This is a genomic window from Gemmatimonadota bacterium (assembly GCA_039715185.1).
In the GTDB taxonomy this organism is placed as follows: Bacteria; Gemmatimonadota; Gemmatimonadetes; order Longimicrobiales; family RSA9; genus DATHRK01.
Genome location: JBDLIA010000024.1, coordinates 17,006 through 40,569, shown reverse-complemented (window position 1 = coordinate 40,569; position 23,564 = coordinate 17,006). Strand labels below are relative to the sequence as shown.

Here is a 23,564-nt window from a genome sequence, read left to right as displayed (position 1 = left end):
CAGTCCCAACTCACTCATCGCGTACAGGATGCGCCGGTGCACCGGCTTCAACCCGTCCCGCACGTCGGGCAGCGCCCGCTGCACGATCACGCTCATCGAGTAGTCGATGAACGACTCCCGCATCTCGTCTTCGATCATGCGGGAGACCACACGTTCCCTTTTCTGGGGCATCACCATCGGACCCGATCCTCCTCCACTCTTCGTCGCCTTCGGGCGGGGGTAGCTACGGCGCGGCGCGACTCGGCCGGGGAGGCCGGGCCGCTATCTTATTGTTCGGAGATTGGAGCGGTGGAGGCAAGCGGGGTGTGCGTAGCCGGGGCCGGCGGGGCTAACTTTGAAGGATCGGTAGGACCCACCAGGAGGAGGCGACGATGAACCCAACCCTGAAGAACATCGTGGCGGCGGTATTCGGCTACTTGGTGATGGTAGTGGTCGTGTTCGTGGCGTTTACGATCGTGTGGCAGATCCTGGGGCCGGACGGCGCCTTCGAGCCCGGCAGCTGGGACGTGTCGGGAGCATGGATCGCGGCGTCCATCGTGCTCGGCCTCGTCGCGGCCGTGGCGGGTGGGTGGTCGTGCGCCAGGATGGCCCCGAATCAGAACGCCCTCTACATCCTCATCGCCCTGATCGTGGTTCTGGGCGTCCTGTCGGCGCTGCCCGAGGCAGGGCTCGCGCTCGGCCCGCGCCCCGAGGACGTGAGCATGTTCGAGGCGATGGGCTCGGTGGCCCAGCCCCGCTGGGTCGCTTGGCTAAACCCGGTGATCGGCGTGATCGGCGCGGTGTTCGGCGCGCGTCTCGCCGGGCGCAAGGCGTCGGCCTAGCGGGGCCGCGTCGCGGTTCGCGCGGCGCCTAGACCAGCAGCGGGTCGGTCATCACCTCCACGAGGGCGGTACCCTCGTGGGCGATCGCCCGCTCGAGCGCCGTGTCGAGCTGGTCGGTCTCCGTGACGCGCATACCGAGGGCGCCGCACAGCTCGGCGTACTCGGCGAAGTTCGGGTTGTGCAGCGACGTCTGCCAGACGTCCCAGTTCCCCGCGCGCTGCTCCTTGGAGATCTTGCCCAGCTCGGCGTTGTTCAGCAGGACGTGCGTGACGTCCATGCCGTACTTCACCGCGGTGGTGAGCTCGCCCATGTACTGGCCGAAGCCCCCGTCGCCGGAGATCGACACGACCTTGCGGCCGGCGAACGGCGTGTCCGCCTCCTGCGTGGCGGCCCAGGCGCCCAGCGCCGCGGGCAGCGCGAAGCCGATCGACCCCAGGTAGCCCGACATCAGCACGGTCTGCCGGTCGCACTCGAAGTAGCGCCCGAACGAGTAGGTGTTGTTGCCCACGTCCACAGGCATGATCGCGTCGCCGGGCACGACCCGCGTCAGCGCCGCGAACAGCGACGCCGAGTCCAGCCCGCCGCCCCGACGTTCGTGCGAGCGACGTTCCTTCTCCTCGCGCCAGATCCGCCAGCGCTCGGCCACCTCGCCGGTGTGATCGACCGAGCCGGCGCCATCCGCCAGGGCCGCGCGCAGGGCCGCCACCGTGACACCGATTTCGCCCCAGACGGGCACGTCCACAGCGTGGAACTTGCCCAGGATCATGGCGTCGTAGTCGACCTGGATGGTGGGCTTCTTGGGCGTGATGCCGGTGTGGTTGGAGAAGCTCGCGCCCAGCACCAGCAGCGCGTCGGCCTCGTTCATGAACCAGCTCGCGATGGGGGTGCCGCTCCGCCCCAGCACGCCGCAACCCAGCGGGTGGTGGTCGCTGATCTGGCCCTTGCCCTTGAACGTCGTGATCACCGGGCAGCGCAGCGCCTCCGCCAGCGCGACGACGCCGTCCATGCGGAAGCGCGCGCCGTGCCCCACGATGATCGCCGGCCGCTTCGCCGTCCGCAGCATGGCGATGGCCGCCTCCAGCGCGTCGGCCGGCGGCGCGATGGTCCGTTCCGCCACCCTGCCCTCCGGCCCGCCCGGCTTGTCTCCTTCCGGCTCGGCCAGGTTCTGCACCTCGTCGGGGAAGATCAGGTGGCTGACGCCGCGGTTCAGGACGGCGCTCTTGCAGGCCAGGTTGACCAGCTCGGCGTGCTTGCTCGTGTGCAGGACCGTCTGGCTCCACTGCGCCACCTTGCCGAACGCCGCCACCAGGTCCACCTCCTGGAACGCGCCCGGCCCCAGCACCTGCGTGTCCACCTGGCCCGTCAGCGCGAGCACCGGCGAGCGGTCCACGTTGGCGTCCCACAGCCCGGTGAGCAGGTTGGTGGCTCCGGGACCCGCGATGCCCAGGCACGCCGCCGGGCGCCCCGTGAGCTTGCCGTAGGCGGACGCCGCGAACGACGCGGCGCCCTCGTGGCGGATGCCGTAGTAGGCCAGCGCGCCCTTCTCCTCCTGGATCCGGATGGCGTCGGCGAGGCCCAGGTTGGAGTGCCCGACCATGCCCCAGACGTGCCGGATGCCCCAGTTGACCATGGTCTCGGCCATGAGATCCGAGACGGTCCGGACGCGCTCGTCCTCCCGCTCGAAGCCCACGTACACGCCGTCGTCGCGCACCTCGACCGGGTAGGTCGGCACGCCGTCGTCGAAGCCGCCCGGGGCTATGCCGGTGATGGGGTCGAAGTCCCAGCCGTGCCACGGACAGCGCAGGCAACCGTTCTCGATCGAGCCTTCGCCCAACGGGCCGCCCTGGTGGGGACAGCGGTTGTCGAGCGCGGCGTACTGCCCCTCGAAATGCGTCATGCACACGGTCGCGCGATGGCACGTGACCGGCTTGACTCGCCCCTCGGCAAGCTCGTCCAGGTCCAGAGCCTTTTCCCACACGACCAACGCGCTCATCGGCTCTCTATCGCCCCCACCACGAGCGCCAGCAGCCCGTCGATGTCCCGCGGCGGGATCCAGCGCGCCACGACGACCAGGTCGTTGTCGGGGTCCACGTAGACGAGATTCGTGCCGTTGCCCAGGTGGGCGATGGAGGCCTCCGGGGCGCTCGGGTAGCGGCGCTGGCCCTCCTCGCCGGGCCGATTCAGGAAGTAGTTCATGAAGCCGTAGGAGGCGTTCGCCGGACCGGGGGTGGCGGCCATGTCGAACCACTCCTCGGCCAGCAGTTGGCGCTCGCCCCAGCGGCCGCGACGCAGCGTGAACAGCCCGAAACGCGCCTGGTCGCGCGCGCTGATGAACATGCCGCCGCCCCAGTGGCCGCCGCCGCTAACGACCTGGACCTTCTCGCCGTCCAGCGTGATCCAGGAATTCTCGTAGCCGTGCCAGCGCCACGCGGGGGAGGCGCCGATGGGGTCCATCACCCGTTCCTTCAGCACCTTCGGCAGCGCCCGACGCCACACGTTGGTGGCCGCCAGCGCGAGCGCGTTCACGCGCGTGTCGTTGTACTCGAAGACGGTGCCGGGTTCGGCGCGCTCGCGGGTCAGCCAGGTGGAGGCGTCCCGGTCCGGGCGGTCGGCCCAGTCGGGCTTGCCCCACAGCGTCCCCTCCCAGTCCGAAGACTGCCGCAGCATGTCGTCCCACGTGACGCGCCGGTTGTGCTCGGACTCGAACATGGTCGCCGGGTCCGGCTCACCGAAGGCCACGCGGTCGACGCCGGGCTCGCCGTCTCCCGCGGGCACGTCCACCGGCGCCATGTAGCGCAGGACGGGCTCGTCCAGCGCGATCATGCCGTCCTGCCAGGCCAGCCCGACCACGGTCGACAGGAACGACTTGGAGACGCTGTGGGTCATGTCGACGCGCCAGACGTCGCCCCACTCTGCCACGATGTAGCCGTCCTTGACGATCACGCCGGCGGGCCCCCCGCGCACCCTGAACGGGCCGACGCCGTGGCCGAACGGCTCGCGGCCGAAGCTCGCCGCCTGCGACTGCTCCTGGTCGCGGGGCACCGGCGACTCGTGCGCCAGCGCGTAATCGACCGCGGCCTGCACGCCCGCCGGGTCCAGGCCCAGCTGCTCGGGCGTCCTGCGCTCCCAGTCGTCGCCGGGACCCGGTACGTACTGGGCGGCGAGGGGGCCGGCGGTGAGGGCGAGCGCGAACGCGACGCCCAACGACGGCCGCGGCGGAATCCTTGTCATGGTGCCTCTCGAGGGGAATGAAGGCTCAGTACAACGCCGCCAACAGCATCCTGAACGCCTGGTGCGACTGTCCACGGAACGTCACCTCGGGGCCGAACAGCACCATGCGGCCGTCTCCGAGCTGGGCGTCCAGGATCGCGGCGCCGCCGCGCAGCCTTTGCTGCCGCCACGCCCAGCCGCTGCGCAGCGGCGCGCCGGTGTCGAACCAGCCCACCTCGCGTATGCCCGCGGCGCGCGCTTCGGGCCCGACGCGCCACACCGGGCTGCGCCGGAAGAGCGCGCTTATGCGCTCGGGCAGACCGTGGGCGAGCGGGTGCTCGGCGGCCAGGCGCACCCACACGACCGAGCCCGGTACGTAGAACTCGCTTCTGCGCAGGCTCCGTTCCTGGCCGTCATCGCCCACCGTAACCAGGTGGCTGGACAGCGGCAGCGCCGCGTGCTCCGCCAGTCGCTCTGCCGAGCTGCCGACGGCGACGACGGTTCCGCCGGCGCGCACGAAATCGAGGATGCGCGTGACCGTCGTTTCCACGCTGATCGGCCCGAGTCGGTCGTGGTACTCCTCGGGCACGTCGTCGGGATCGGGCAGGTCGAAATCGCCGTCGTCGGGATCCTCCTCGCGGATCAGCCCCGGCGGCACGATCAGGACGTCCGCGGAATCCAGCGCTCCCCCATCGACGTCCGGGCCGAACAGAACGTCGTGCTCGATCCCGAACTCGTCCAGAAGAAAGCGAGTCCAGCCGGACTCCATCGAGCCGCCGTAGCGATCGAGCAGGGCGATACGCGGTCGCTCGAGCGGGGCCGAAAGCGGGCCCGGCGCGGCCGCGAGTCCCGCGAACGAGACGCCCAGCGCGGAGGCCAGCTCCCCCAGACGCCCGTCGTCGCCGTCGAAGGCGTCGATCCAGAAGGCGCCCGCCGCGAAGCCGTCCTCGCCGGACGTCACGCCGCGAATCCGGACGCCGTCCGCCAGCAGGTCGTAGACCGCCGCGAAGGCGTCGTTGGACGAGCGCTCGAGCAGCCAGCCCGCCCTTCCCCCTTCGGCGTGCACCTCGCCAGATGGCAGGCACGGACAACTCCCGGCGACGCCCTCGGGACGAACCTCGTCGGGCAGCTCCTCCAGAGGCAGCGCGTCCGGGAGGCCCTCCAGGACCCGGTCGAAACGCACTCCCATCTGGTACGCCAGCGTCCAGCCGGCGTTGTCGTACGGGGCGACGGGGGGCGCCCCCTCGAACGGGATGTCGTCGGGGTGATCCTGCGGCTCGAACATGTCCAGCACCTGCGCGCGAAAGGCCTGACCGGTGAAGACCACGTAGCTGCCGGCCGGGTAGCTTGCGTCCACTGGTGCGTCTTGGGGGCCGTTGTTGCCGCCGGGAGCGCCGTCGCCGTCGTCACCGGCGTCGGCCACCGGATCCGGGGCGTCTTCCTCCCACGGCATGGCTCCGCCCGGAGGGATCGCGGGCGCGCCGATGGAGGACCCGGGCAGCTCGAAAGGCGCCGTCGCCCGATGGACCGCGACGCCGGTGCGTATCAGCGCGTTCACGAACCTGGTCGCCGTCAGGAAGTCGCCCTGATCGGCGGGGATCACGTAGGCGCGGGGGTCGCGCAGGTCGGGGTGCCGGAAGAACGAGTCGAAGGTGTCCCGGTCGCTCGCCTCCTCGTCGTCGCCGCCGGAGGAGGCCGCCCTGGCCGCCTGCCACCGGTGCGGGTACGCGGTCCAGGTGTCCGTCGCGCCGGCCTCGACCGCGTTCCTGCCCATGCGCCAGATGTTGTAGAGCAGGTGCTCGCGATTGCGCGCGGCGTAGTCCAGCACCGCGTAGTTGGCGGTCACCGAGTAGTCGACCGATTGCCGCATGTGCCACGTCTGCGGCTCGATGGGCAGCGGCGTGTCGTTGGTCTGGAGGTAGCGGTTCCACGCGTACGGGATGTCGATGGGGCCGGGCTCGCCGATGGTCTCGGTGAGGAGGCCGATCATGTTGTGGTAGTACGGCGCGGTGCGTAGCCCGCCGTTCCACCAGGTGGAGTAGCCCGCCGCCGAGCGCATCACGGTCCCCGGCTTGCGCTCGGCCAGAAAACGCAGGTGCATGGCGGATCCGAGCTGGTCGATCCCCAGCAGCACCATCGGATCCAGGTGGTAGTTGGCCGGGCCCCGGAACGGCGGCGCGTACATCACGGTCCCGCGCGGGCCCCTCTGGTGGTGGTTGTAGACGACCTGGGGGTACCACTCCCGATACATCACCCGATTCATGTTTCGCGTTTCGGCCAGGTTGGCCATGTAGAAATCGCGATTGTTGTCGTGTCCGGCGTAGTGCTGGTACAGGACCGGCAGGTCGGACAGCGACCGCTCCTCCTCGTCGTCGCGCCGCATGTACCAGTCGGCGACGAGCTGGTGGCCGTCCGGGTTCGCGTGCACGAACAGGATCACAACCTCGTCGAGGATCCGCATCGTCTCCTCGTCGGTGCGTGAAGCGAATTGGAATACCGTTTCAATTAACTGTTGAGCACCGAGGGTCTCGGTCGCGTGTAGTCCACCGTCGATCCACACCACTGCGCGCCCCCGTTGCGCCAGATTCGACGCATCGGTGGAGTTTTCCACATGCCGGCCGGAGGCCATGCTCGAGGCGATCTGGCGGATGTCATTGAGGCGCAAGTGGTTGGCCGGGGCGGTGACTATGGCCATGAGCTGTGGCCGCCCCAACTGGGTGGCGCCTATGGTGTCCAGGACCAGACGCTCCGAGGCGCCCGCGAGCGCCTCCCAGTACCGGCTCAGGCCCTCGTAATCGACGAGTTGGTAGTCGGCCCCGAGCTCGTGGCCGAAGAACTCGACCGGCGTGGGCACGGCCGCGGCGTCCTGGGCCGCGACGGTGACGGGGGCGAGGAGGACGAGCGGAAGCAGTCCGCGGAGTAAGCGGGGCGACATGTGATACCGGTGGCTGGTCAACGCTCGGGCGAACCCCGCAACCTACACGCGGTCCCTCGCGTCGCCAGCCGCCGGTGGGTGGGCGTCCGGCGCTAGTCCACGGCTGCCTCCGCGCCCGCCAGCGCATCGCGCAGGTCGTCCATCGTCCCGGGGCGGCCGTGGCCCGGCACAATCGTCGTGACGTTCAGGTCCAACTCACCTAGCACACGGGCGAAGTCCCGCAGGGTGGGAGACGGCGCTCGGTAGTCGCCCACGTCCGGGACGGTGAACAGGTCGCTCGTGAACAGGATGCCCTCCTCGGGAAGGTGGACGATGACCATCTCGTCGACGTGCGGCCCCGGCCCCACCTGGTACAGCTCCATCGTCCTCGAGCCGTCCGTGAGCGTCTTGCGCTTCTCGAAGACCCTCAGGCGCTCCTCCACGTCCACGTCGGCGATCGGGTTGGGCTGCAGCGTGTGCTGCGCCTGGGCGAGCGCGCGCACGTAGTCGGCCATCTGGGGGGCGACGACCGCGGTGGCGCCGTTCGCGATGTAGGCGCGAATGCCATTGGTGTGGTCGGCGTGATAGTGCGTCGGAACCACCCAGCGGACCGGCTTCCCGGGGGCGAGCGAAGCCAGAACGGGCGCGATCGCCGGATAGAGCAGGTCGGAGAGCGCCGCCTCGACGATCGCCAGGTGGTCGTCGAATTCCACGATCAGCATGTTGTAGCTGGCGTTGCCACTGGACCAGATCCTCAGCCACCATACGCCGTCGGCCAGCCGGTGTGGCACCCACCACTGGAGGGGCTGGTGCAGCTCGAGATCGGCGGGAGGGTCGAACGCGGCGCCGTCCAATTCGGCGTCGAAGGAGACCTCCGACACGGTCCACGACTCGAGCACCTCACCGGCTCCGAGGACCTCCACCGTATGGGGTGCCATGAGGCCATCCACCGCGCGATAGTCGCCGTAACGCACCTCGTTCTGAACGTCCCCGCGCACGGGGTCGCTACCCACTCGCTCCGCGGCCGTCGGCAGCCAGGTCGCGGGGTCGAGGACCAGCGTGGTGGCGAACCCGTCCGCGTCCGTGAATCCGATGCGCGGCGGTCCATCGCCCTCTCCGGCCCAGCGCAGCGACGACGCCGAGCCGAGCGCGGCGCGCGCCAGCAGCGCCGGCTGGAGCCGCGCCGGGTAGAAGGCGGGAACGACCTTCAGCAGGCTCACGTCGAGCGCGGACACCGGCTTCAGGCCGTTTCGCGCCAGGTCGTGCGCCCAGCCCTTGTCCGCGTCGAACACCCTGCGGAAGTGCTGGTGCAGGCCGCCCCTGAACCAGGTCTCCCATTCGGTGAAGGTCCGGTCCCCCGCCACATCGTAGACGAAGCGCGCTTCGTGAGGCTGCGCCTCGTACTCGCTGGTGGGCGACGCGCTCTGGCCGCGGCCGAAAATGGTGCCTTCGGTCGCGTAGGCCACCGACGTCAGGCCGCGCAGCCGGGCCTCGCCGCCCAGCGCCTCGACCACGTGGCCGAGCGCCGCCCGGGCGCGCTGGTAGCTGCCGAGCGCGTCCCCGTCGGAATGCTGCGCGGCGTCGGCGCCCGGAGGGCCGCCGCACGCGGCGACGGCTAGAACCAAGGTCCCGAGCAGCGCGATGAGCGCAGAATGCTTCGTCCTCATATGTGCGACTCCCCTGCGGATGTGTGAAATGCCTCCCTCCAACACCCGCCCGCGCGCCTGAGTGCGACAACGGGGCCTCGGCGAGTGGTCGCTGGGCTTCGGCGAACCGCCGCCTGGGGGCGTGGCGCGGCGGCGGCATCGAGGACAGCTTCAATGGGTGAAACGACTTCGCACGATCCTGCTCGTGGCTCTGGCGTGGCTGCCCTTCGCCGCGCTTTGGGCGCTTTTCATCCTGACCTACGTGGAGCGCGCGTCCTTCGCCGACGCCGTGGAGTCCGCCGTGAGCGAGTTCGGCGTCGCGGCGCTGTTGGGGATCGGCGTTTGGTGGTTCTCCGGACGCTACGCGTGGCCCGCGTACATGCGGGTGCGGTTCTACGTAGTGCACCTGGCCGCGGCAGCCGCGTACTCGGCGCTCTGGAACCTGGTAGGGTTCGCGATCGAAGCCCTGAGCATGGACACGTCCTTCTGGGGCGCGATCCAGGCGGCGGACGCCCTCGGCTGGCAGTTCCTCCTGGGGTTCATCCTGTACGGGCTCGTCGCGGGCGTGTCCTACGCGCTCCGGAATAGACGCAGGCTGCGCGAGCAGGAGGCCCTGGCGGCGCGCGCGGAGGCGTTGGCCGTCGAGGCGCGCATGCAGGCGCTGCGCGCGCAACTCAACCCGCATTTCCTGTTCAACTGCCTGCATTCGCTGGCGCACCTCATCCGCCAGGACCCGGCCAGCGCGGAGACGGCCGTGGAGCGGCTCGGCGGGCTCCTGCGTTACTCGCTGGACGACGCGGGCGGCGTGGTGACCCTCGCCGACGAGTGGTCCTTCACGCGCGACTACCTGGAGCTGGAGCGGCTGCGCTTCGGCGCCCGACTACGGGTGGAGAGCGACCTGCAACAGAAGGCGCTCGCCGCGTCCGTGCCGCCGTTCACGCTGCAGCCGCTGGTGGAGAACGCCGTGCGCCACGCGATCGACCCGCGCCCCGAGGGAGGCGTGGTGCGCATCACCGCCGGCGTGACCGCTGGACAGCTCAACCTGCGCGTCGGCGATGACGGTCCGGGCGCGGACCCGGGCGCGGTGGAGGCCGCTCCCGGCATCGGCCTGCGCGCGCTGCGTCAGCGCCTGCGCGCGAGATACGGGGGCGCCGCGCGCGTGGCGGTGCTCACCGCGCCGGGCGAAGGCTGCGAGGTGGTGGTGCGGGTGCCACTCGAGGACGGGGATCCGTGAGCGCCCCCGAGACGCCGCTGCGCGCGCGGGTGCTGATCGCGGAAGACGAGCCGCTGGCTCGGTCGCGGCTACGGACCCTGTTGGAGGACGTGGACTGGGTCACCGAGGTCGACGAGGCCGCGGACGGGCCAGCCGCGGTCCGCGCGATCGACGACCTGCGACCCGATCTGGTGTTCCTGGACGTGCGCATGCCCGGCGCCACCGGCCTGGAGGTGCTCGACAGGATCAGTCACGACCCGCACGTGGTGTTCACCACCGCCTACGACCGCTACGCGGTGACCGCGTTCGAGCTGCAAGCGCTCGACTACCTCCTCAAACCGTTCGGGGCCGAACGGTTCGGCTCCGCGATGGAGCGCGCGCGCAGCGCCCTCCTGCGCGAGCGCTCCGAGCGGGCCGCGGGCTCCGGCGCGGCGGACGAGTCCGGGGCGGGCGGAGCAGAGCGTTCGCGCGCCGCCCTCGGCGCCGAACCGCTGCGCCGCCTGTTCGTGCGCGAGCGCGGCCGCATCACCCCTCTGGCGGTCGATCGGATCGAGCGTCTGGAGGCGCGCGGCGACTACGTGCTCATCCACGCCGAGGGCGCCCGCCACCTGGTGCACGTGCGGCTGCGCGACCTGCTGGCCCGGCTCGACGCCGACCGGTTCGTGCGCGTGCACCGGTCCCACGTGGTCAACCTGGACCACGTTGAGGCGTTCGTTCCGTGGGACGGATCGCGGCTCCAGGTGCACCTGAGCAGCGGCGAGCGGGTCATGGCCAGTCGCAACCGTTCCCGCGAGTTGCGCGACCGATCGATCTGACGTCACATACGGACCCCGCCGGCGGCGCTGGACGGCCGGCGCCGCCAACCGCGTATTGTGATTCGATGACCAACCGCAGACCGACCATCGATCGCCGCGACTTCCTCTCGATCGCATCCGCCTCCGTCGGCGCGCTGTCGCTGGGCGCGTCACCCGCCGCCGCGAGCGCCGGCCGGCCCGTCCGCGCGGCGCGCATCGTGGGCGGGGCCTACGCGCTGGTTCTCGGCTCCGCCCAGGACGGCGGCATGCCGCAGGCGGGCTGCTACTCGGCCGCGTGCGAGAAGGCCCGCGACGCCGACCGGCCGCGCCTCGTGGCTTCGCTGGGCGTCGTGACCCGGCCGGGCGGAGCGGGCGTGTCCCCCAACTTCTACCTGGTCGACGCGAGCCCCGATCTGCCACGGCAGATGGACCTGTTGGCGGATCGGGAGCCCGCCTTCCGGGCGCGTGGCGGCGAGCGCCGGCCCTTCGACGGCGTCTTCCTGACCCACGCGCACATGGGACACTACCTGGGCCTGGCCCACCTCGGACGCGAGGCGCTCGCAACCGCCCGGACGCCGGTACACTGCACCCAGCGCATGGCCGACTTCCTGGCGGCCAACGCCCCCTGGAGCCTGCTCGTCGACGAAGGTCGGTTGGATCTGCAGCCGCTCGAGCCCGGACGCGTGCGCCGCGTCGACGACTCGCTGTCCGCCCGGTGCATCCTGGTTCCCCATCGGGAAGAATTCAGCGACACCGTGGCGTGGATCTTCGAGGGCCCCCGGGGCTCGCTGCTCTACCTGCCCGACATCGATCGCTGGAGCCGCTGGGACCGGGACATCGCTCAGGTGGTGGCGGAGGTGGACACCGCCATGCTGGACGGCACGTTCTACTCGGCCGACGAGGTCCCGGGTCGCAGCATCGAAGACATTCCTCACCCCCTGATCACGGATTCCATCGAGAGGCTGAGGGTCCCCGCACGGCATACTCGCGTGATCTTCACGCACCTCAACAACTCGAACCCCGCGCTCGACTCCGCGAGTCCCGAGGCCGCGGCCGTTCGGCAGGCGGGCTTCGAGATCGCCCGCGAAGGGACTGAACTGGAGTTGTGACACGCGGGTTGGCCGCCGTGCTGAACACCCCGCACAACCATTCACCCGCCTCGGATCACCTAGTGATCGAATGAGGCACACGTCGATGGACCTCAGCGATCGCGAGCTGGCGGACCGAGTCCTGACACACGGGGACGAGGTCGCGTTCCGCGCACTCTACCGGCGCCACACGCCGCGGGCGTACGCCATGGCGCTGCGGGCGGCCGACGGCGCCACCGACGTGGCGGACGACGTGATGCAAGACGCGTGGCTGCGCGCCGTGCGGTCGCTGGACCGCTTCGAATGGCGCGCGGCGTTCGGCTCCTGGCTGACCGCGATAGTGCTCAACTGCGCCCGCGAACGTCGGCGCTCCGGGGCGCGCCGTCAGGAGCGTGAAGCAGTTGGCGGCGGATTCGAGGCCGCGCTGGCGGAAGGAGCGCGGGCTACCGCCTCGGACGGGCCGGTGACCCACGCCCGGGTCGATCTGGAGCGCGCGCTGGCAGAGCTGCCTGCGGGCTATCGGACGGTGCTCCTTCTGCACGACGTGGAGGGCTACACCCACGCGGAAATCGGGGAGAGGCTCGGCATTTCGCCGGGCACCTCCAAGAGTCAGCTCCACCAAGCGCGCCGCGCGATGCGGCGGCTGCTCTCGGTAGGGGCCGAGGAGAGAGAAGATGTCGCGAGACACTGAGTCGGGACCGGAGCAGGTCCTGCCGGCGGCGACCCCGCCGCCCGAGCTGGAGGAGCGCGTGGTCGAGGCGCTGTACACGGAGGGGCTGCTGGGCGAGGTAGCGCCCGGCCGGACCGGCCGCGGAGCCGCCGTCGCGCCGCTCGAAGCGACGGGTTGGCGGTGGCGATCGCGCGGCCTGGTGCCGCTGGCGGCGGCCGCCTCCATCGCGCTCTTCGTCGCCGGGTTCGCGGCCGGCCAGTTCACCGGGTCGCGCTCCACCGCCGACGCGATCATCGCCTTTCGCGAGGCGGACTCGGAGGCGACCGCGGAGTTGGTCCAGCGGGCGGGCTCGGCCTACGTGCAGGCGCTGGCCGCGCTCGCCGACCGGACGCAGACGGGCGTCGGTGATCCGGTGCTGGACCAGGGCGAGGCCGCGGGACTCGCGGCGTTGACGGCTGCCGCCGTGGAGCTGACCCGACTCGCGCCGGAAAACGAGAGGGCGCACCAGGTCCTGTCGCTACTAACGGCGAGTCCGGTGGGCCCTAGCGGGGGGGGCGACCCCGCGACGCAGACGGTTTGGTTTTGATCATATGAACGCCGATGGCCGGCGCGGGGCCGGCGAGGAGCAGATATGAACTCGATTCGGACGGCGGCGTTGACCGTCATGACATTCTCGATCGCGCTCGGAAGCGACCTCGCGGGCCAGGATGCGCCGCGTGGCAGGGCAGGCGATTGCGTCCAGGTGCCGTCACTCGGTATCGCTTCGTGGCACATTCGCTCGGGAAACATCCGCACCGACGCCGACGGACGGGTCTGGTATGAGTTCCGGACCGAGCCCGCGGTCGGCAGGGTGCGCCTTCAGGGGCCGGCCGCCGGGCGACTGGCCAGGGGCGACGTGCTGGTGTCGATCGACGGCAGCCTGATCACGACGTCGGCTGCGTGGCGCCGCCTCGAGTCGGTGAAGGCCGGCGAATGGGTCGAGCTTCGAGTGCGTCGGGACGGCGAAGAGCGCGACATACGAATCCGCGCTGACGAGGAGTGCCTGCGGACGCCTCCCGCTCCGCCGGCGCCGCCCCGGGCGAGGTCCGGACGGGCGCCCAGCGCTCCGCCCCTTCCGCCCGTGCCAAGGCTGCCCAACGTGGGCGTCGCGGCGATCGCCCCGGTGCCGCCGGCGCTCGGACAGGATCGTGGCTTTCTGGGCGTCAGCTTTCGCTGCGGCGGGTGCGCGATGCGCATGGTGGAGCCGCCCGGCGATGGCGACGATGCACCTCCCCGCCTGACCTGGGAGTTCTCCGAGCCGCCTGTCCTCAGCATGGTTTCAAGGGACGGCCCGGCCTGGTTGGCGGGACTGCGCGTGGAGGACCGGATCCTCGCCGTGGACGGTGCGAGGATCACCGCCCCGGAGGGGTGGGAGCGCTTTTCGAACATCGAGCCCGGGAAGGCGATCGACATAACGTTCGAACGCGACGGCCGGAGTCGCACCGTATCGGTCACCCCCACCGACTCGCCCCCGGCTCCCCTCGAGAGCTACTCCGCCGCCCGCCTCGCCCCAACGCCTCGGCCGAGTCCGGAAGCACTGCGCGCGGCGCATCGTGCGTACTCGCGCGCCGCGGACGCCTACGTTCGGGCACAGGAAAGCGCTGCCCAACTGGCCGCGCGCGCCAGCTATGCCCAGGCGGCCGAGGCCTACTACAGCGCGCTCGGGAGCGCGTCCGGGATCGCGACGGCCACCTCCGACTCCCCGCTGCGCTACACGGGCGTGATCGGCGATGTGGGAGTGGAGGTACGCGGCGCGCCCGCGAACACATCCTACGACGCGGAAACAGGCGAACTGATCATCCTGTCCGCGGGTAGCTGGATTCGCCTGAAGCTTACGGAGAAGGGAAGCTAGTGTGCCGGCGCGGAAGTCCCGTGTGCACTGAGGCGCAGCGCGGGCCGAATGCCTACGGGACTTCTGCAACGGTACACTAGAGCGAGCCGGCGCTCGCTCCTTGCCACGTACCGGCGGCGCGCGTCTATTCGACGCCTCATGGACACGCGCCGCCCGACCAACCCCGCCGCCGAGGAGATCCTGGGCGGCTACTTCCCGGTCCTGGACCACGGATTCGTGTCCCTCGTCGACTACATGGGCGGGGACGACAGCGTCGAGCAGGCCGCGCGGGTCAGCTACGGGTACGGCACCCGCGCGCGCAGCCAGACGCGGGGGCTGGTCCGCTACCTGCGGCGGCACCTGCATACCACGCCCAGCGAGATGGTGGAGTTCAAGTTCCACTGCTCCATGCCGATGTTCGTGGCGCGCCAATGGGTGCGGCACCGGACCGCCTGCCTCGCCGGAGACACCGAGGTCTGGTTCGATCTTCCGGGTGGCATCGGTAGGCGGGGCCATCAGCTCTACAAGCTGACGCTCGAGGAGCTGTGGGCGAAGTTCCAGCCGACGAGGAACCGAACGCGGCCCGACAAACAGCGGGATCCGTACTTCAAGCGTAGCCGGGTGCGGGGTATGCGGGCCCGGAATCTGAACGAGTCCAGCGGCAAGCTCGGTCACACCAGGGTTGCGGACGTCTTCCGAAACGGCTCTAAGCCGGTGTTCCGCATGCTCCTCGAGGACGGCAAAGCGATCGAGGCTACGGCCGACCATCGCTTCATGTTCGCCGATGGCTGGAAGACCCTTCGCGAAGCCACCGGCCTGCACGAGCATGGCGGCAAGGCGGTGTGGACGGACGGGGAGCACCTGGTTCACGTCAACGGCACGCAGACGTTGGTGCCGGCGTTGTACCGGGACCCGGAGTGGCTACGTCGTGAGTACGTCGAGCGCGAACGCTCAATCGCCAGTCTCGCGGAGCAGTGCTCGTGCTCCTATCACACAATCCGGAAGTGGATTGCGCGGCACGCGCTGCAGCAGCCCGGTCGCGGCGGCGGCAACTTCTGGCGGGGCGGCACAGCGGATGGCCGGCAGTCGATAGGCCGGTGGACCACTCAGCGCGCCGCATCCGTGCACCGGCGTCACGGATGGACGTGCCAGCTCTGTGGCCAGCACCATCCGGAACTGCACTGCCACCACGTCGTTCCGGTTTGGGCCGATGTCGATCTGGCGCGCGACGAGTCGAATCTCACGACCCTCTGCGGCCCGTGTCACCGCGACATCGCCGGCCGGGAGTTGGATCACGTGAAGGCGCTCGGCGGTCCTCCGGTGAAGGCGGAATATCAGCCGCGCCCACGGATCGCCTGGAATCGCCTGACGGTGCCCCGCGTGGTCCGGATCCGTTCATTCGAATTCGTGGGAGTGAAGGAGACGTTCGACCTGGAGGTGACCGGCCCCCACCACAACTTCGTCGCGAACGGGATCGTCACCCACAACAGCATCAACGAGTATAGCGCCCGCTATTCGCTGCTCCCGCTGCTGTTCTACACTCCCGAACCGGAGCACTTCTCGCTACAGAGCCCCGACAACAAGCAGGGCCGGCAGGAAGGCGCCGCGTCGGCCGAGCTTCGACAGGAGGCGATCCAACGCTGGGAGGAGATCCGGCGCCAGGCGAGCGACACCTACGGCTGGCTGGTGGAGAACGACGTGGCGCGGGAGATCGCCCGCATCGACCTGCCCGTGTCGACCTATACCCAGTGGTACTGGAAGATCAACCTGCACAACCTGCTGCACTTCCTGACGTTGAGGGTGGATCCGCACGCGCAATACGAGATCCGGGCTTTCGCCGGCGTGATTGCGGGGATGGTCAAGCGCGTGGCGCCCCTGAGCTACGAGGCCTGGGTCGACTACGGGCTGGCGTCCGCGCCGCTCAGTCGGATGGAGCGCGCCGCGATAGCGCGGCTCGTCGAGGCGGACGAGGACACCGGCTTGCGCGCGGTGTCCGGCGCCGCGCTCTCCGTGGACGAACTCAAGGAGTTGGGGCTGTCGGCGCGCGAGCGCCGCGAGCTGCTCGCCAAGCTCGTCGAGCCCGCCCGCCCCGACTTCGAACTGGACATGTCCTCCATGCGGGACGCCGCCTCGGTGGAGGAGGAGATGAGCCGCGCGGTGCCCTCCGTGGATCGCCCCTCCTGACGTGATCGCCGTCGTCGGCGGCGGCCTCAGTGGGCTCGCCCTGTCACGAGAGCTGGACCTCCGCGGCCTGGACCACGTCGTCCTCGAGGCCGGCGACCGGGCCGGCGGGATCGTGCGCAGCGGACGCGTTCGAGACCGTGTCCTGGAATGGGGGCCGCAGCGCACCCGGCTGACCCAGCCGCTGCGCGAGCTGGTGGCCGAGCTCGGCATCGAGAATCAGTTGATCCCCGCGCCCGACGACCTGTCCGTGTTCGTTTACGCCAGAGGACGCCTCCGGCGGGTCCCCACCACGGCGCGGGAGGTGCTGCGCTCAGACCTGCTGGGCTGGCGCACGCGGATGCGCATGGCGCTCGAGCCGCTCACCGGCGGCCTGCGCCCCGACGAGACGGCGGGCGCCTTCCTGATCCGCAAGTTCGGGCGCGAGGCGTACGACGACATGCTCGGCCCGCTCTACGGCGGGCTGTACGCGTCGCGGCCCACCGACATGCCCGCCCGCTTCGCGCTCGCCCGGACGCTGAGCGAGTTCGGCGTCGGCCGCAGCGTGGTGCTGTGGCTGCTTCGTCGGAGCGGCGAGGTGCCCGCGGCCTGCTCGTTCCGCGACGGCATGCAGACCCTCACCGACGCCCTCGCCCGCAGCGCCGGGAGCCGGCTCGCGCTGCGCGAAGCCGCTGGGACGATCACGCGCGAAGGCGCCGAGCTGGTCGTCGGGACCGCGGGCGGGCCGGTCCGCTGCCGGGCGGTCGTCCTCACGTTGCCCGCGGACGTCGCGGGCGGCCTCGTCGCCAGGCTCGACCCCGAGGTCGCCTCCCGCCTGGGCAGACTCCGGTACAATCCCCTGGCCGTCGTCCATCTGCTCGCCGCGCACGGGGCCGACGCCGACGCGGCCGGCTCCGGCCCGCGGGGGCTCGGCTACCAGGTCTCCTTCAGGGAGCCGCTTGCGACCCGCGGCGTCACCTGGAACGACGCCCTGTTCCCGGGCGCCGATCGCGCCGGGGTGTACACGGCGTACCTGGGCGGCGCGGCTGCGCCGGACGTGGTGGGGCTGCCCGACGACCGGCTGGGGGCGTTGGCCAGCGAGGAATTCGAGCGCGTGACGGGCCTCGCCGCGGAACCGATCTCGGTGGCGCGCACGCGCATGCCCGCCTGGGACCACTCCTGGAACGCGCTGGATGGACTGCGGTGGCCCGAGGGGGTGCACGCGTGCGCGAACTGGGAGTCGCGTCCTGGCGTGCCCGGGCGCCTGGCCCAGGCGCGCGCCGTCGCCGCGAGCCTCGCCGAGACGTTGAAGCCGGGAAGCGGCGCTTCCTAGAGCTCCGGAAGCGGCAGGCTCTCGGCGCGCTCCAGGGACGCGTTCATGCAGCAGGTGTTCGAATCCGGCCTACACCGGCACTGCTGAAGAGGTAGCCCCGCCACTTCCTCGCCCGCGGCGGCGCCGCCGTGCAGGGCGCCCTCGACCAGATCCGCCAGCAGGCCAATGAACGCCGGGTCGGCGTGCGGAACGGGCACCCGGTGAAACGACAGGCCACGGCCCTCGGCCACCTCACGCAGCTCGTGGTCGAGCTCGGCGAGGGTCTCCGACTGCTCGTGCATGAAGCTCACGGGCACGACCACGACCGCGCTCGCGTCCACCTCTTCGATCACCCTGTCGATGTCCGGTTGGGTCCATTCCACGGGACGATTCGAGTGATTCTGAAATCCGAGTTCATATTCTGATACGTGGAGCGAGCTCGCGAGCTGTCGGCAGTGGTCGTGCACGTATACGTCGTAACGACTGCCCTCGCGCAGGTACTTCATGGGCGTGCCGTGGGCGGAGAAAACGAGGCGCGTGCCGGGGTCGGCCAGGCTCAGGCCGTCGCGCTCCAGCACTCCACGGACCGCGCGCGCCCGCAGGTCCGCGTACGCCGGGTGGCGGTGCCAGCCCGAGATGTGAGCGAGCCGCACGTCCCAGCCGGCCGCGTTCACCGCGCCGTCCAGCTCGTCGAGCGCCGCGACGCTGGTGGACGGACCGCACAGGGGGTAGACGGGCAGGCCGACGACGACGTCGACGCCGGCGGCGCGCGCGGCCGATACGGCATCCGCTATGCTCGGGTCGGTGAACTGGTAGCCGAGGTAGGTGGCGGCGTCGTGCCCCCTGCGGCGGAGCTCCTCACCCAGCAGAACGGACTGCTCCCGCGCCTGCGCGTGCAGGGGAGATCCGCCTATCGCCTCGTACTCCTCGATGAGGCCGGGCGCCCGGGCCTCCGCGAGCCGCCTGGCGCGAGCCTCGATCTGCTCGGGCGTGGTGTCGCCGGCGTCGAGGGAGCCGTTCATGCGGAAAATGCGCTCGAGGAACGGCACCACGGCCTCCATCGTGGGCGACTCGGGCTCCCCGAAGTTCAGCACCATTACGGCGACCTTCATGACTCTCCTCCGATGGCCGCTGGCCCCGACGCGACCCGCCCGGCCGGAACCTGGGACGCGGCGGTGCTCTCGTGCACGAAGTCTACCACCGCGCGCACTACCTCCGGGTCCGCGTCCGGGGTAAGCCCGTGACCCACGTTGAAGATGTGTCCCGGCCGCCCGCCCGCGCGGCGCAGCACGTCCGCGGCGGCGGCGAGCGCCGCGTCGCGCCCCGCGGCCAGCGTCGCGGGGTCCAGGTTGCCCTGGATGGCGCGGTCGTGGCCCACCGTGCTCCAGGCCTCATCCAGCGGCACGCGCCAGTCTACCCCCAGCCCGTCGCCGCCCGCAGCCGCCACGAGCGGCAGCAGCGCCGGGTTTCCCGTGGTGAAATTGATGGAGGGCACGCCCGCGGCCGCGAGCCGTTCCAGGATGCGCCGCGTGTAGGGCTGCGCGAAGCGCTCGTAGTCTCCGGGCGATAGGGCTCCCGCCCACGAATCGAAGACCTGCACGGCGCCGGCCCCAGCCTCAGCCTGGGCGACCGCGAAATCGCCCAGGTGGTCCGCCCAGAAGCCGGCCAAGCGGGCCCAGGCGTCCGGCCAGCGCCACATGAACGCCTTGGTCTCGTCCACGTTGCGCGCCTTGGCGCCCTTGATGAGGTAGGTGCACAGCGTGAACGGCGCCGACACGAAGCCGAGCACCGGGACGCTCTCCCGGCTCACGAGCAGCCGGATCTGGTCCATGATGTAGTCCATCGTCGCGCGCGGGTCGTGCGCGCGCAGGCGGCCCACGTCGTCCGGGCCCTCGATCGGCCGATCCACGACCGGCCCCAGCCCGGGGTGGATCTCAACGTCCAGGCCCGCCCCGAAGAACGGCGTGGAGATGTCGTTGTAGAGCACCAGCGCGTCCACCGGGAAGTACTCGAGCGGCAGCCGGGTGATCTCGGCGGCGGCTTCGGGATCGCGCAGGATCTCGAACATGCCGACGTCCCCGCGCAGCTCTCGGTAGCGCGGCAACGACCGGCCCGCCTGCCGCATGAACCACACCGGGGTGGCGTCGACGGGTTCGCGGCGCAGCGCGCGAACAATGCGATCGTTCATGAGACGCGCAGCATCGCGGCGCCGGAAGACCTCGTCAAGGATGCGGCCCGCTTTCGGCGAGTGACTGGCGCGACCCGCGTTCGTTCGTCCCGCTCAGCGGCGGTTTCATCCCAGGCGGGCCAGGATCCGGCCCCAGCACGGCCAACCTCCCCCGACACTTCGCGTCTTAGTGCGCGAGCGCTCCATCTCCGGCGCGCCGGCTACTTCCGTCACCGAACGACACAGAGGACCCATGATCTCGAATAGCTCGAGGCTGGCGCTGGCCGCCGCGGCCGTCGTCGCCCTGCCGCTCGCGGCGCAGTCCGCACCCACCTACCAGAGCGACGAAGCGCGCGCCGTCGTCGAGCGCATGGTGGAGGCGCACGGCGGCATGGCCGCGTGGGACCGCGTGGAGACGGTCGATTTCATGTTCTTCACGAAGCTCGTGGGCAACGCCAACTCGGCGTTTCTGTCGAGGGAGACCACCGACGTCCGCACCGGGCGCGCGTACCTGGACTGGCCCGTGCTCGGCTCGCGCGTGGGTTGGGACGGCCAGGAGGTGTGGAGCGTGGGGTGGCCGCTCCCGCTGCCGCCCGGGTTCTTCACGCGGCTGACCTACAGCTTCATCACGATGCCGTTCCAGACGCAGGTGGAGCCGTTCGTGATCGAGGCCCCCGAGTCGCACCGGCTGCCCAACGACGACACGGACTACGTAACGGTGCGGATGACCAAGGGCGCCCGGTCGGCGGTGATGCCGGGCGATTTCTACCGGCTCTACATCGACCCCGAGTCGCACCTGCTGCGGGCGATAGAGTTCAACATCACGCACCCCGCCATGATGCAGGTGCCCGGCCAGCCGCTGGGACCGAACGCCCACGTCTTCACCGAGTACGCGCGCGTGGACGATCTGGTGATCCCCACCTACTACGAGACCTACAGGCTGTTCGCGAACGAGACCCGAGCCACGGCCATTCACGCCGTGTTCGACCTGGACACCAACCGTGGCTTCGACGCGGAACGCGCGCGGCGGCCGGCGGAAGGCAACACGGACACCGCCACCATGGACTTCTGGGCGGTTTCGGCGCCCTGACCGGCGGCCTGTCGGTGGAAGCACGGCTCTAGCCGGGGCGATCGGCCAGACGATAGACGAACCGGAGGCCCGACCAGATGTCGTCCACCGCGCACACCTTGTTATCCACCAGGCCAGAGGCGAGGCCGGCCTCCCGGACGACCCCGTCCGCGAGGTCGGTGGGCACGCCCGACGACTTCTTCGGCCAGCAGATCCACAGCCCGCCGTTGGGCGCGAGCTTCGCCTTCGCGGCACCGATCCGCCGCGCCAGCCGGGACCGGCGATCGGCGAACAGCACCATCACGTCGTAGGGTCCGGCGGCCGCGCGCCGCGTGGTCCGCACCCTCTCGGGCAGGTTGCCGAGCGCCGCGGAGAAGCCTTCGGGCGCGCCCAGCAGCGCGACCCTGTGCCCTGGCTTGATGCCCAGCTTGCGCGGCAGCGGTGTGCCCGAGTAGCCCGCCATGTCGCTTGCTCCCTCCTCAGGCCCCGAACAGACCCAGTTGGCCCGCCGGATCCGGCACGCGGAACGCGGCCGCAGACAGGTCGGGCATTCCCGGGAGGCCCGCCTTGCGCACCGCGGCGTCGAAGAGCGCGCCGATCTGTTGGGCGTACTGTCCCGTGCCACGCTGCCGGCGGCCGAATTTCGGGTCGTTCAGGACTCCGTCGCGCACCTCGCGAATGCGGTTCAGCACGCGAGCCTTCCTGTCCGGGAGGTGGGCCTCGAGCCAATCCTCGAACAGCTCCTTCACTCCGTGCGGCAGGCGCAGCATTATCCAGCCGGCCGAGCGCGCTCCCGCGTCGGCCGCCGCATCCACTATCGCCGGCACCTCGTGGTCGGTCAGCCCCGGAATCACGGGGGCCACCATGACGCCGACGGGGACGCCGGCGGCGGCCAGCCGACGGATCGCCTCCAGGCGCCTCTCGGGGCTGGACGTGCGCGGCTCCATGGCGCGCTGCAGGGAGCGGTCCAGCGTCGTCACCGACAGGTAGACGCCCGCGGCTCCATGCACCGCGAGCCCGGCGAGCACGTCCGCGTCCCTGGTGACCAGGTGGTTCTTGGTGATGACCCCGACGGGATTGCGAAAATCCCTCAGCACCTCGAGGCACCCGCGCGTGATGCGCAGCTTTCGCTCGGCCGGCTGGTAAGGATCGGTGACGCCGCTCATCGCGACCAGCCGCGGCCGCCAGCGCGGAGACGACAGCGTCTTCCTCAGCAACGCCGGCGCGTCCCGCTTGACCAGGATCTTCGTTTCGAAGTCGAGGCCCGCCGAATAGCCCAGATACTCATGCGTCGGGCGAGCGTAGCAGTTGTGGCTCACCACTCCGTCGGCGATGAAATCGCCGGTGGTGGTGGTCACGTCGAACAGCTCGCGGCGGCCGAGCGGTTCGATCGATACGACCCCGAGGGGCGCCGAGCTCTTCAGCGCCTTCCCGGCGATCACCTGCTTGCGGCGGATCGCCGGTCCGGTGGCGTGGAAGAAGGCCAGGGCGCTCTTCAGTCCGCCGCGCACGCGGACCACGCGCAGCGGGCCGCGGGCCTGCCGGCCCTGCTCCCGCCGAACGTCCTCCACGACGTACGGAAGTCCGAGCCGGGAAAGGCCCCGCCGGGTCGCGTCGATTATCCGCGGGTCGGTGTTCGAAAAGCGAAGTATCCCACCCGAGTAGCTTCCTTCGGCATCGAAGATGCCCGCCAGGAATCCCGTTGACCAAGCTGGAGTCGGTTCCGCAGGCCACTCGATAAGGCGTCGAATGCGATCGACGAGGTCGCGGGAGCTGGTCCGTATGGCGTCGATCCGGCGCCTGGCCTCGGTCGCCGCGGAGAGGCCGAAATGAATGGTCGCGACTCCGAACTCTCGCAGAAACGATGCAGCCCTATCCAGGGCCTCATCGTCGGCGAGCGCCAGCCTGAACTGGTGCTGGTCGCCGTGCGCGCGGCCCTCGCGTTCGTAGTGGTAGCTCGCGAGGCGGCCGTCACCGCGAATCAGGCCCGCCAGGTAGCCGAGTCTATAGTCCTCGCCGCCGCCCGGTCGGTTGGAGAATCGACCTGTGCCGAGGAGCTTGTCGTTCGCTGTCAGATGCGGACGTCTTCCCGCACCCTGTGACCTGCCCGTAACGAATTTCCAACCCCTCAGGGTGAGAAACCGGTGGTCGGCTCCGGCGATCAGCTCCGTGCCATCGGCCAGGGTAACGCGGTGGGCCGCCTTGGTCGTCCTCCAGTGATCCGTCACGGAGGCCTCCACATACCGCCGGTACCAGCCGTCCCTGTTCGTCCCGATGATCGCGTCCCCGGGCTCGATCGCCGCCATGGGCTTGGTCGCGCCGTCTGCCATCAGGACCGGCGTGTCCCCGTCCACGCAGTAGACGCACCCATGCTCGCACCCCCTGTAGGGGTTCACGCTGGCGTCGAAACCTACGTCGGGGCTGTTGTTGGTCGAGACTATGCTTCGGGACGGGTCGTCGATCAGCTCGGTGGCCGGGCCGGGGCCGTCCGGGTCGATCGATTCCGGGTCTACCTCGAAGGCGTAGCGCTCGAAACGCCCGGCCGGGCTGACGTTGGTGCCGCGGCCCTTGATGACGGGCAGGTCGCGGCCTCGCTGGTGCCCGCCGCCCGAGCCGGCGCCTGCCGCCAC

19 protein-coding genes and 1 pseudogene are annotated in these 23,564 nt (G+C 70.6%); 11 read left to right on the top strand and 9 right to left on the bottom strand.

The features are described from left to right. Positions 1–171 (bottom strand): DNA gyrase subunit A (locus ABFS34_06535; protein MEN8375092.1); only part of this gene is annotated, 171 nt, incomplete at its 3' end. Between the two features lie 200 nt (positions 172–371). Here ABFS34_06535 and ABFS34_06530 point away from each other — a divergent pair. Further along, the gene (locus ABFS34_06530; protein MEN8375091.1) at positions 372–821 is read left to right on the top strand and encodes a hypothetical protein; all 450 of its coding nucleotides are present in this window, start codon (positions 372–374) and stop codon (positions 819–821) included. A 28-nt stretch (positions 822–849) separates the two neighbouring features. Here the strand turns inward: ABFS34_06530 and ABFS34_06525 are convergent, their stop codons facing one another. The 4 genes from ABFS34_06525 to ABFS34_06510 all read right to left on the bottom strand — a co-directional run bounded on the left by ABFS34_06525 (position 850) and on the right by ABFS34_06510 (position 8,612). After that, a complete protein-coding gene (locus ABFS34_06525; GenBank protein ID MEN8375090.1) occupies positions 850–2,814 on the bottom strand; it encodes a thiamine pyrophosphate-dependent enzyme in 1,965 nt (654 codons plus the stop codon). Further along, the gene (locus ABFS34_06520) at positions 2,811–4,052 is read right to left on the bottom strand and encodes a serine hydrolase (protein MEN8375089.1); all 1,242 of its coding nucleotides are present in this window, start codon (positions 4,050–4,052) and stop codon (positions 2,811–2,813) included. The genes ABFS34_06525 and ABFS34_06520 overlap by 4 nt, the downstream gene beginning before the upstream one ends. A 25-nt stretch (positions 4,053–4,077) precedes the next feature. Further along, positions 4,078–6,966 (bottom strand): M14 family metallopeptidase, encoded by a 2,889-nt coding sequence (locus ABFS34_06515; GenBank protein ID MEN8375088.1) that lies wholly within the window; start codon positions 6,964–6,966, stop codon positions 4,078–4,080. Between the two features lie 92 nt (positions 6,967–7,058). Further along, complete coding sequence (locus ABFS34_06510; GenBank protein MEN8375087.1) at positions 7,059–8,612, bottom strand: MBL fold metallo-hydrolase; 1,554 nt, start codon at positions 8,610–8,612, stop codon at positions 7,059–7,061. A 157-nt stretch (positions 8,613–8,769) separates the two neighbouring features. Here ABFS34_06510 and ABFS34_06505 point away from each other — a divergent pair, with 157 nt between their 5' ends. The 9 genes and pseudogenes from ABFS34_06505 (at position 8,770) to ABFS34_06465 (ending at position 17,719) form a co-directional block, all read left to right on the top strand. Next, entirely contained in the window at positions 8,770–9,825 is a 1,056-nt protein-coding gene (locus ABFS34_06505; GenBank protein MEN8375086.1) for a histidine kinase, read from the top strand. Continuing rightward, positions 9,822–10,619 carry a LytTR family DNA-binding domain-containing protein gene (locus ABFS34_06500; protein ID MEN8375085.1) on the top strand — a complete coding sequence of 266 codons (798 nt, stop codon included), beginning with the start codon at positions 9,822–9,824 and terminating at the stop codon, positions 10,617–10,619. The genes ABFS34_06505 and ABFS34_06500 overlap by 4 nt, the downstream gene beginning before the upstream one ends. Before the next feature lie 65 nt (positions 10,620–10,684). Continuing rightward, positions 10,685–11,707 (top strand): MBL fold metallo-hydrolase, encoded by a 1,023-nt coding sequence (locus ABFS34_06495; GenBank protein ID MEN8375084.1) that lies wholly within the window; start codon positions 10,685–10,687, stop codon positions 11,705–11,707. Positions 11,708–11,777: 70 nt separating this feature from the next. Next, on the top strand, positions 11,778–12,377 hold the full coding sequence (locus tag ABFS34_06490) for a sigma-70 family RNA polymerase sigma factor (GenBank protein ID MEN8375083.1): 600 nt from the start codon (positions 11,778–11,780) through the stop codon (positions 12,375–12,377). Continuing rightward, a complete protein-coding gene (locus tag ABFS34_06485) occupies positions 12,361–12,942 on the top strand; it encodes a hypothetical protein (protein ID MEN8375082.1) in 582 nt (193 codons plus the stop codon). The genes ABFS34_06490 and ABFS34_06485 overlap by 17 nt, the downstream gene beginning before the upstream one ends. Before the next feature lie 45 nt (positions 12,943–12,987). Beyond that, the gene (locus ABFS34_06480; protein ID MEN8375081.1) at positions 12,988–14,247 is read left to right on the top strand and encodes a PDZ domain-containing protein; all 1,260 of its coding nucleotides are present in this window, start codon (positions 12,988–12,990) and stop codon (positions 14,245–14,247) included. A gap of 138 nt (positions 14,248–14,385) precedes the next feature. Next, positions 14,386–14,679, top strand: a pseudogene (locus ABFS34_06475) (FAD-dependent thymidylate synthase). 177 nt (positions 14,680–14,856) lie between these two features. Then, on the top strand, positions 14,857–16,410 hold the full coding sequence (gene thyX / locus ABFS34_06470) for an FAD-dependent thymidylate synthase (protein MEN8375080.1): 1,554 nt from the start codon (positions 14,857–14,859) through the stop codon (positions 16,408–16,410). A gap of 1 nt (position 16,411) precedes the next feature. Then, complete coding sequence (locus ABFS34_06465) at positions 16,412–17,719, top strand: FAD-dependent oxidoreductase (protein ID MEN8375079.1); 1,308 nt, start codon at positions 16,412–16,414, stop codon at positions 17,717–17,719. Here ABFS34_06465 and hemH read toward each other — a convergent pair. Together hemH and hemE are read right to left on the bottom strand one after the other, a co-directional pair. Further along, on the bottom strand, positions 17,716–18,810 hold the full coding sequence (gene hemH / locus ABFS34_06460) for a ferrochelatase (GenBank protein ID MEN8375078.1): 1,095 nt from the start codon (positions 18,808–18,810) through the stop codon (positions 17,716–17,718). The two genes, ABFS34_06465 and hemH, sit on opposite strands and share 4 nt — an antisense overlap. Next, positions 18,807–19,886, bottom strand: a complete 1,080-nt coding sequence (hemE, locus tag ABFS34_06455; GenBank protein ID MEN8375077.1) for a uroporphyrinogen decarboxylase — start codon at positions 19,884–19,886, stop codon at positions 18,807–18,809. Before hemE ends, hemH begins: the two co-directional genes overlap by 4 nt. Before the next feature lie 232 nt (positions 19,887–20,118). Between hemE and ABFS34_06450 the strand changes: the two genes are divergently transcribed. Beyond that, complete coding sequence (locus tag ABFS34_06450; protein ID MEN8375076.1) at positions 20,119–20,955, top strand: hypothetical protein; 837 nt, start codon at positions 20,119–20,121, stop codon at positions 20,953–20,955. Between the two features lie 28 nt (positions 20,956–20,983). Here ABFS34_06450 and ABFS34_06445 read toward each other — a convergent pair whose 3' ends face one another. Beyond that, complete coding sequence (locus ABFS34_06445; GenBank protein ID MEN8375075.1) at positions 20,984–21,397, bottom strand: DUF3052 domain-containing protein; 414 nt, start codon at positions 21,395–21,397, stop codon at positions 20,984–20,986. A 16-nt stretch (positions 21,398–21,413) separates the two neighbouring features. Continuing rightward, a complete protein-coding gene (locus ABFS34_06440) occupies positions 21,414–23,564 on the bottom strand; it encodes a PA0069 family radical SAM protein (GenBank protein MEN8375074.1) in 2,151 nt (716 codons plus the stop codon).

Coding starts and splice junctions, on each gene's coding strand:
- ABFS34_06515 (MEN8375088.1), bottom strand. CDS start 6,966: ATGTCGCCCCGCTTACTCCGCGGACTGCTTCCGCTCGTCCTCCTCGCC.
- ABFS34_06530 (MEN8375091.1), top strand. CDS start 372: ATGAACCCAACCCTGAAGAACATCGTGGCGGCGGTATTCGGCTACTTG.
- ABFS34_06450 (MEN8375076.1), top strand. CDS start 20,119: ATGATCTCGAATAGCTCGAGGCTGGCGCTGGCCGCCGCGGCCGTCGTC.
- ABFS34_06490 (MEN8375083.1), top strand. CDS start 11,778: ATGAGGCACACGTCGATGGACCTCAGCGATCGCGAGCTGGCGGACCGA.
- ABFS34_06445 (MEN8375075.1), bottom strand. CDS start 21,397: ATGGCGGGCTACTCGGGCACACCGCTGCCGCGCAAGCTGGGCATCAAG.
- ABFS34_06520 (MEN8375089.1), bottom strand. CDS start 4,052: ATGACAAGGATTCCGCCGCGGCCGTCGTTGGGCGTCGCGTTCGCGCTC.
- ABFS34_06485 (MEN8375082.1), top strand. CDS start 12,361: ATGTCGCGAGACACTGAGTCGGGACCGGAGCAGGTCCTGCCGGCGGCG.
- ABFS34_06525 (MEN8375090.1), bottom strand. CDS start 2,814: ATGAGCGCGTTGGTCGTGTGGGAAAAGGCTCTGGACCTGGACGAGCTT.
- hemE (MEN8375077.1), bottom strand. CDS start 19,886: ATGAACGATCGCATTGTTCGCGCGCTGCGCCGCGAACCCGTCGACGCC.
- thyX (MEN8375080.1), top strand. CDS start 14,857: ATGCGGGCCCGGAATCTGAACGAGTCCAGCGGCAAGCTCGGTCACACC.
- ABFS34_06510 (MEN8375087.1), bottom strand. CDS start 8,612: ATGAGGACGAAGCATTCTGCGCTCATCGCGCTGCTCGGGACCTTGGTT.
- hemH (MEN8375078.1), bottom strand. CDS start 18,810: ATGAAGGTCGCCGTAATGGTGCTGAACTTCGGGGAGCCCGAGTCGCCC.
- ABFS34_06495 (MEN8375084.1), top strand. CDS start 10,685: ATGACCAACCGCAGACCGACCATCGATCGCCGCGACTTCCTCTCGATC.
- ABFS34_06480 (MEN8375081.1), top strand. CDS start 12,988: ATGAACTCGATTCGGACGGCGGCGTTGACCGTCATGACATTCTCGATC.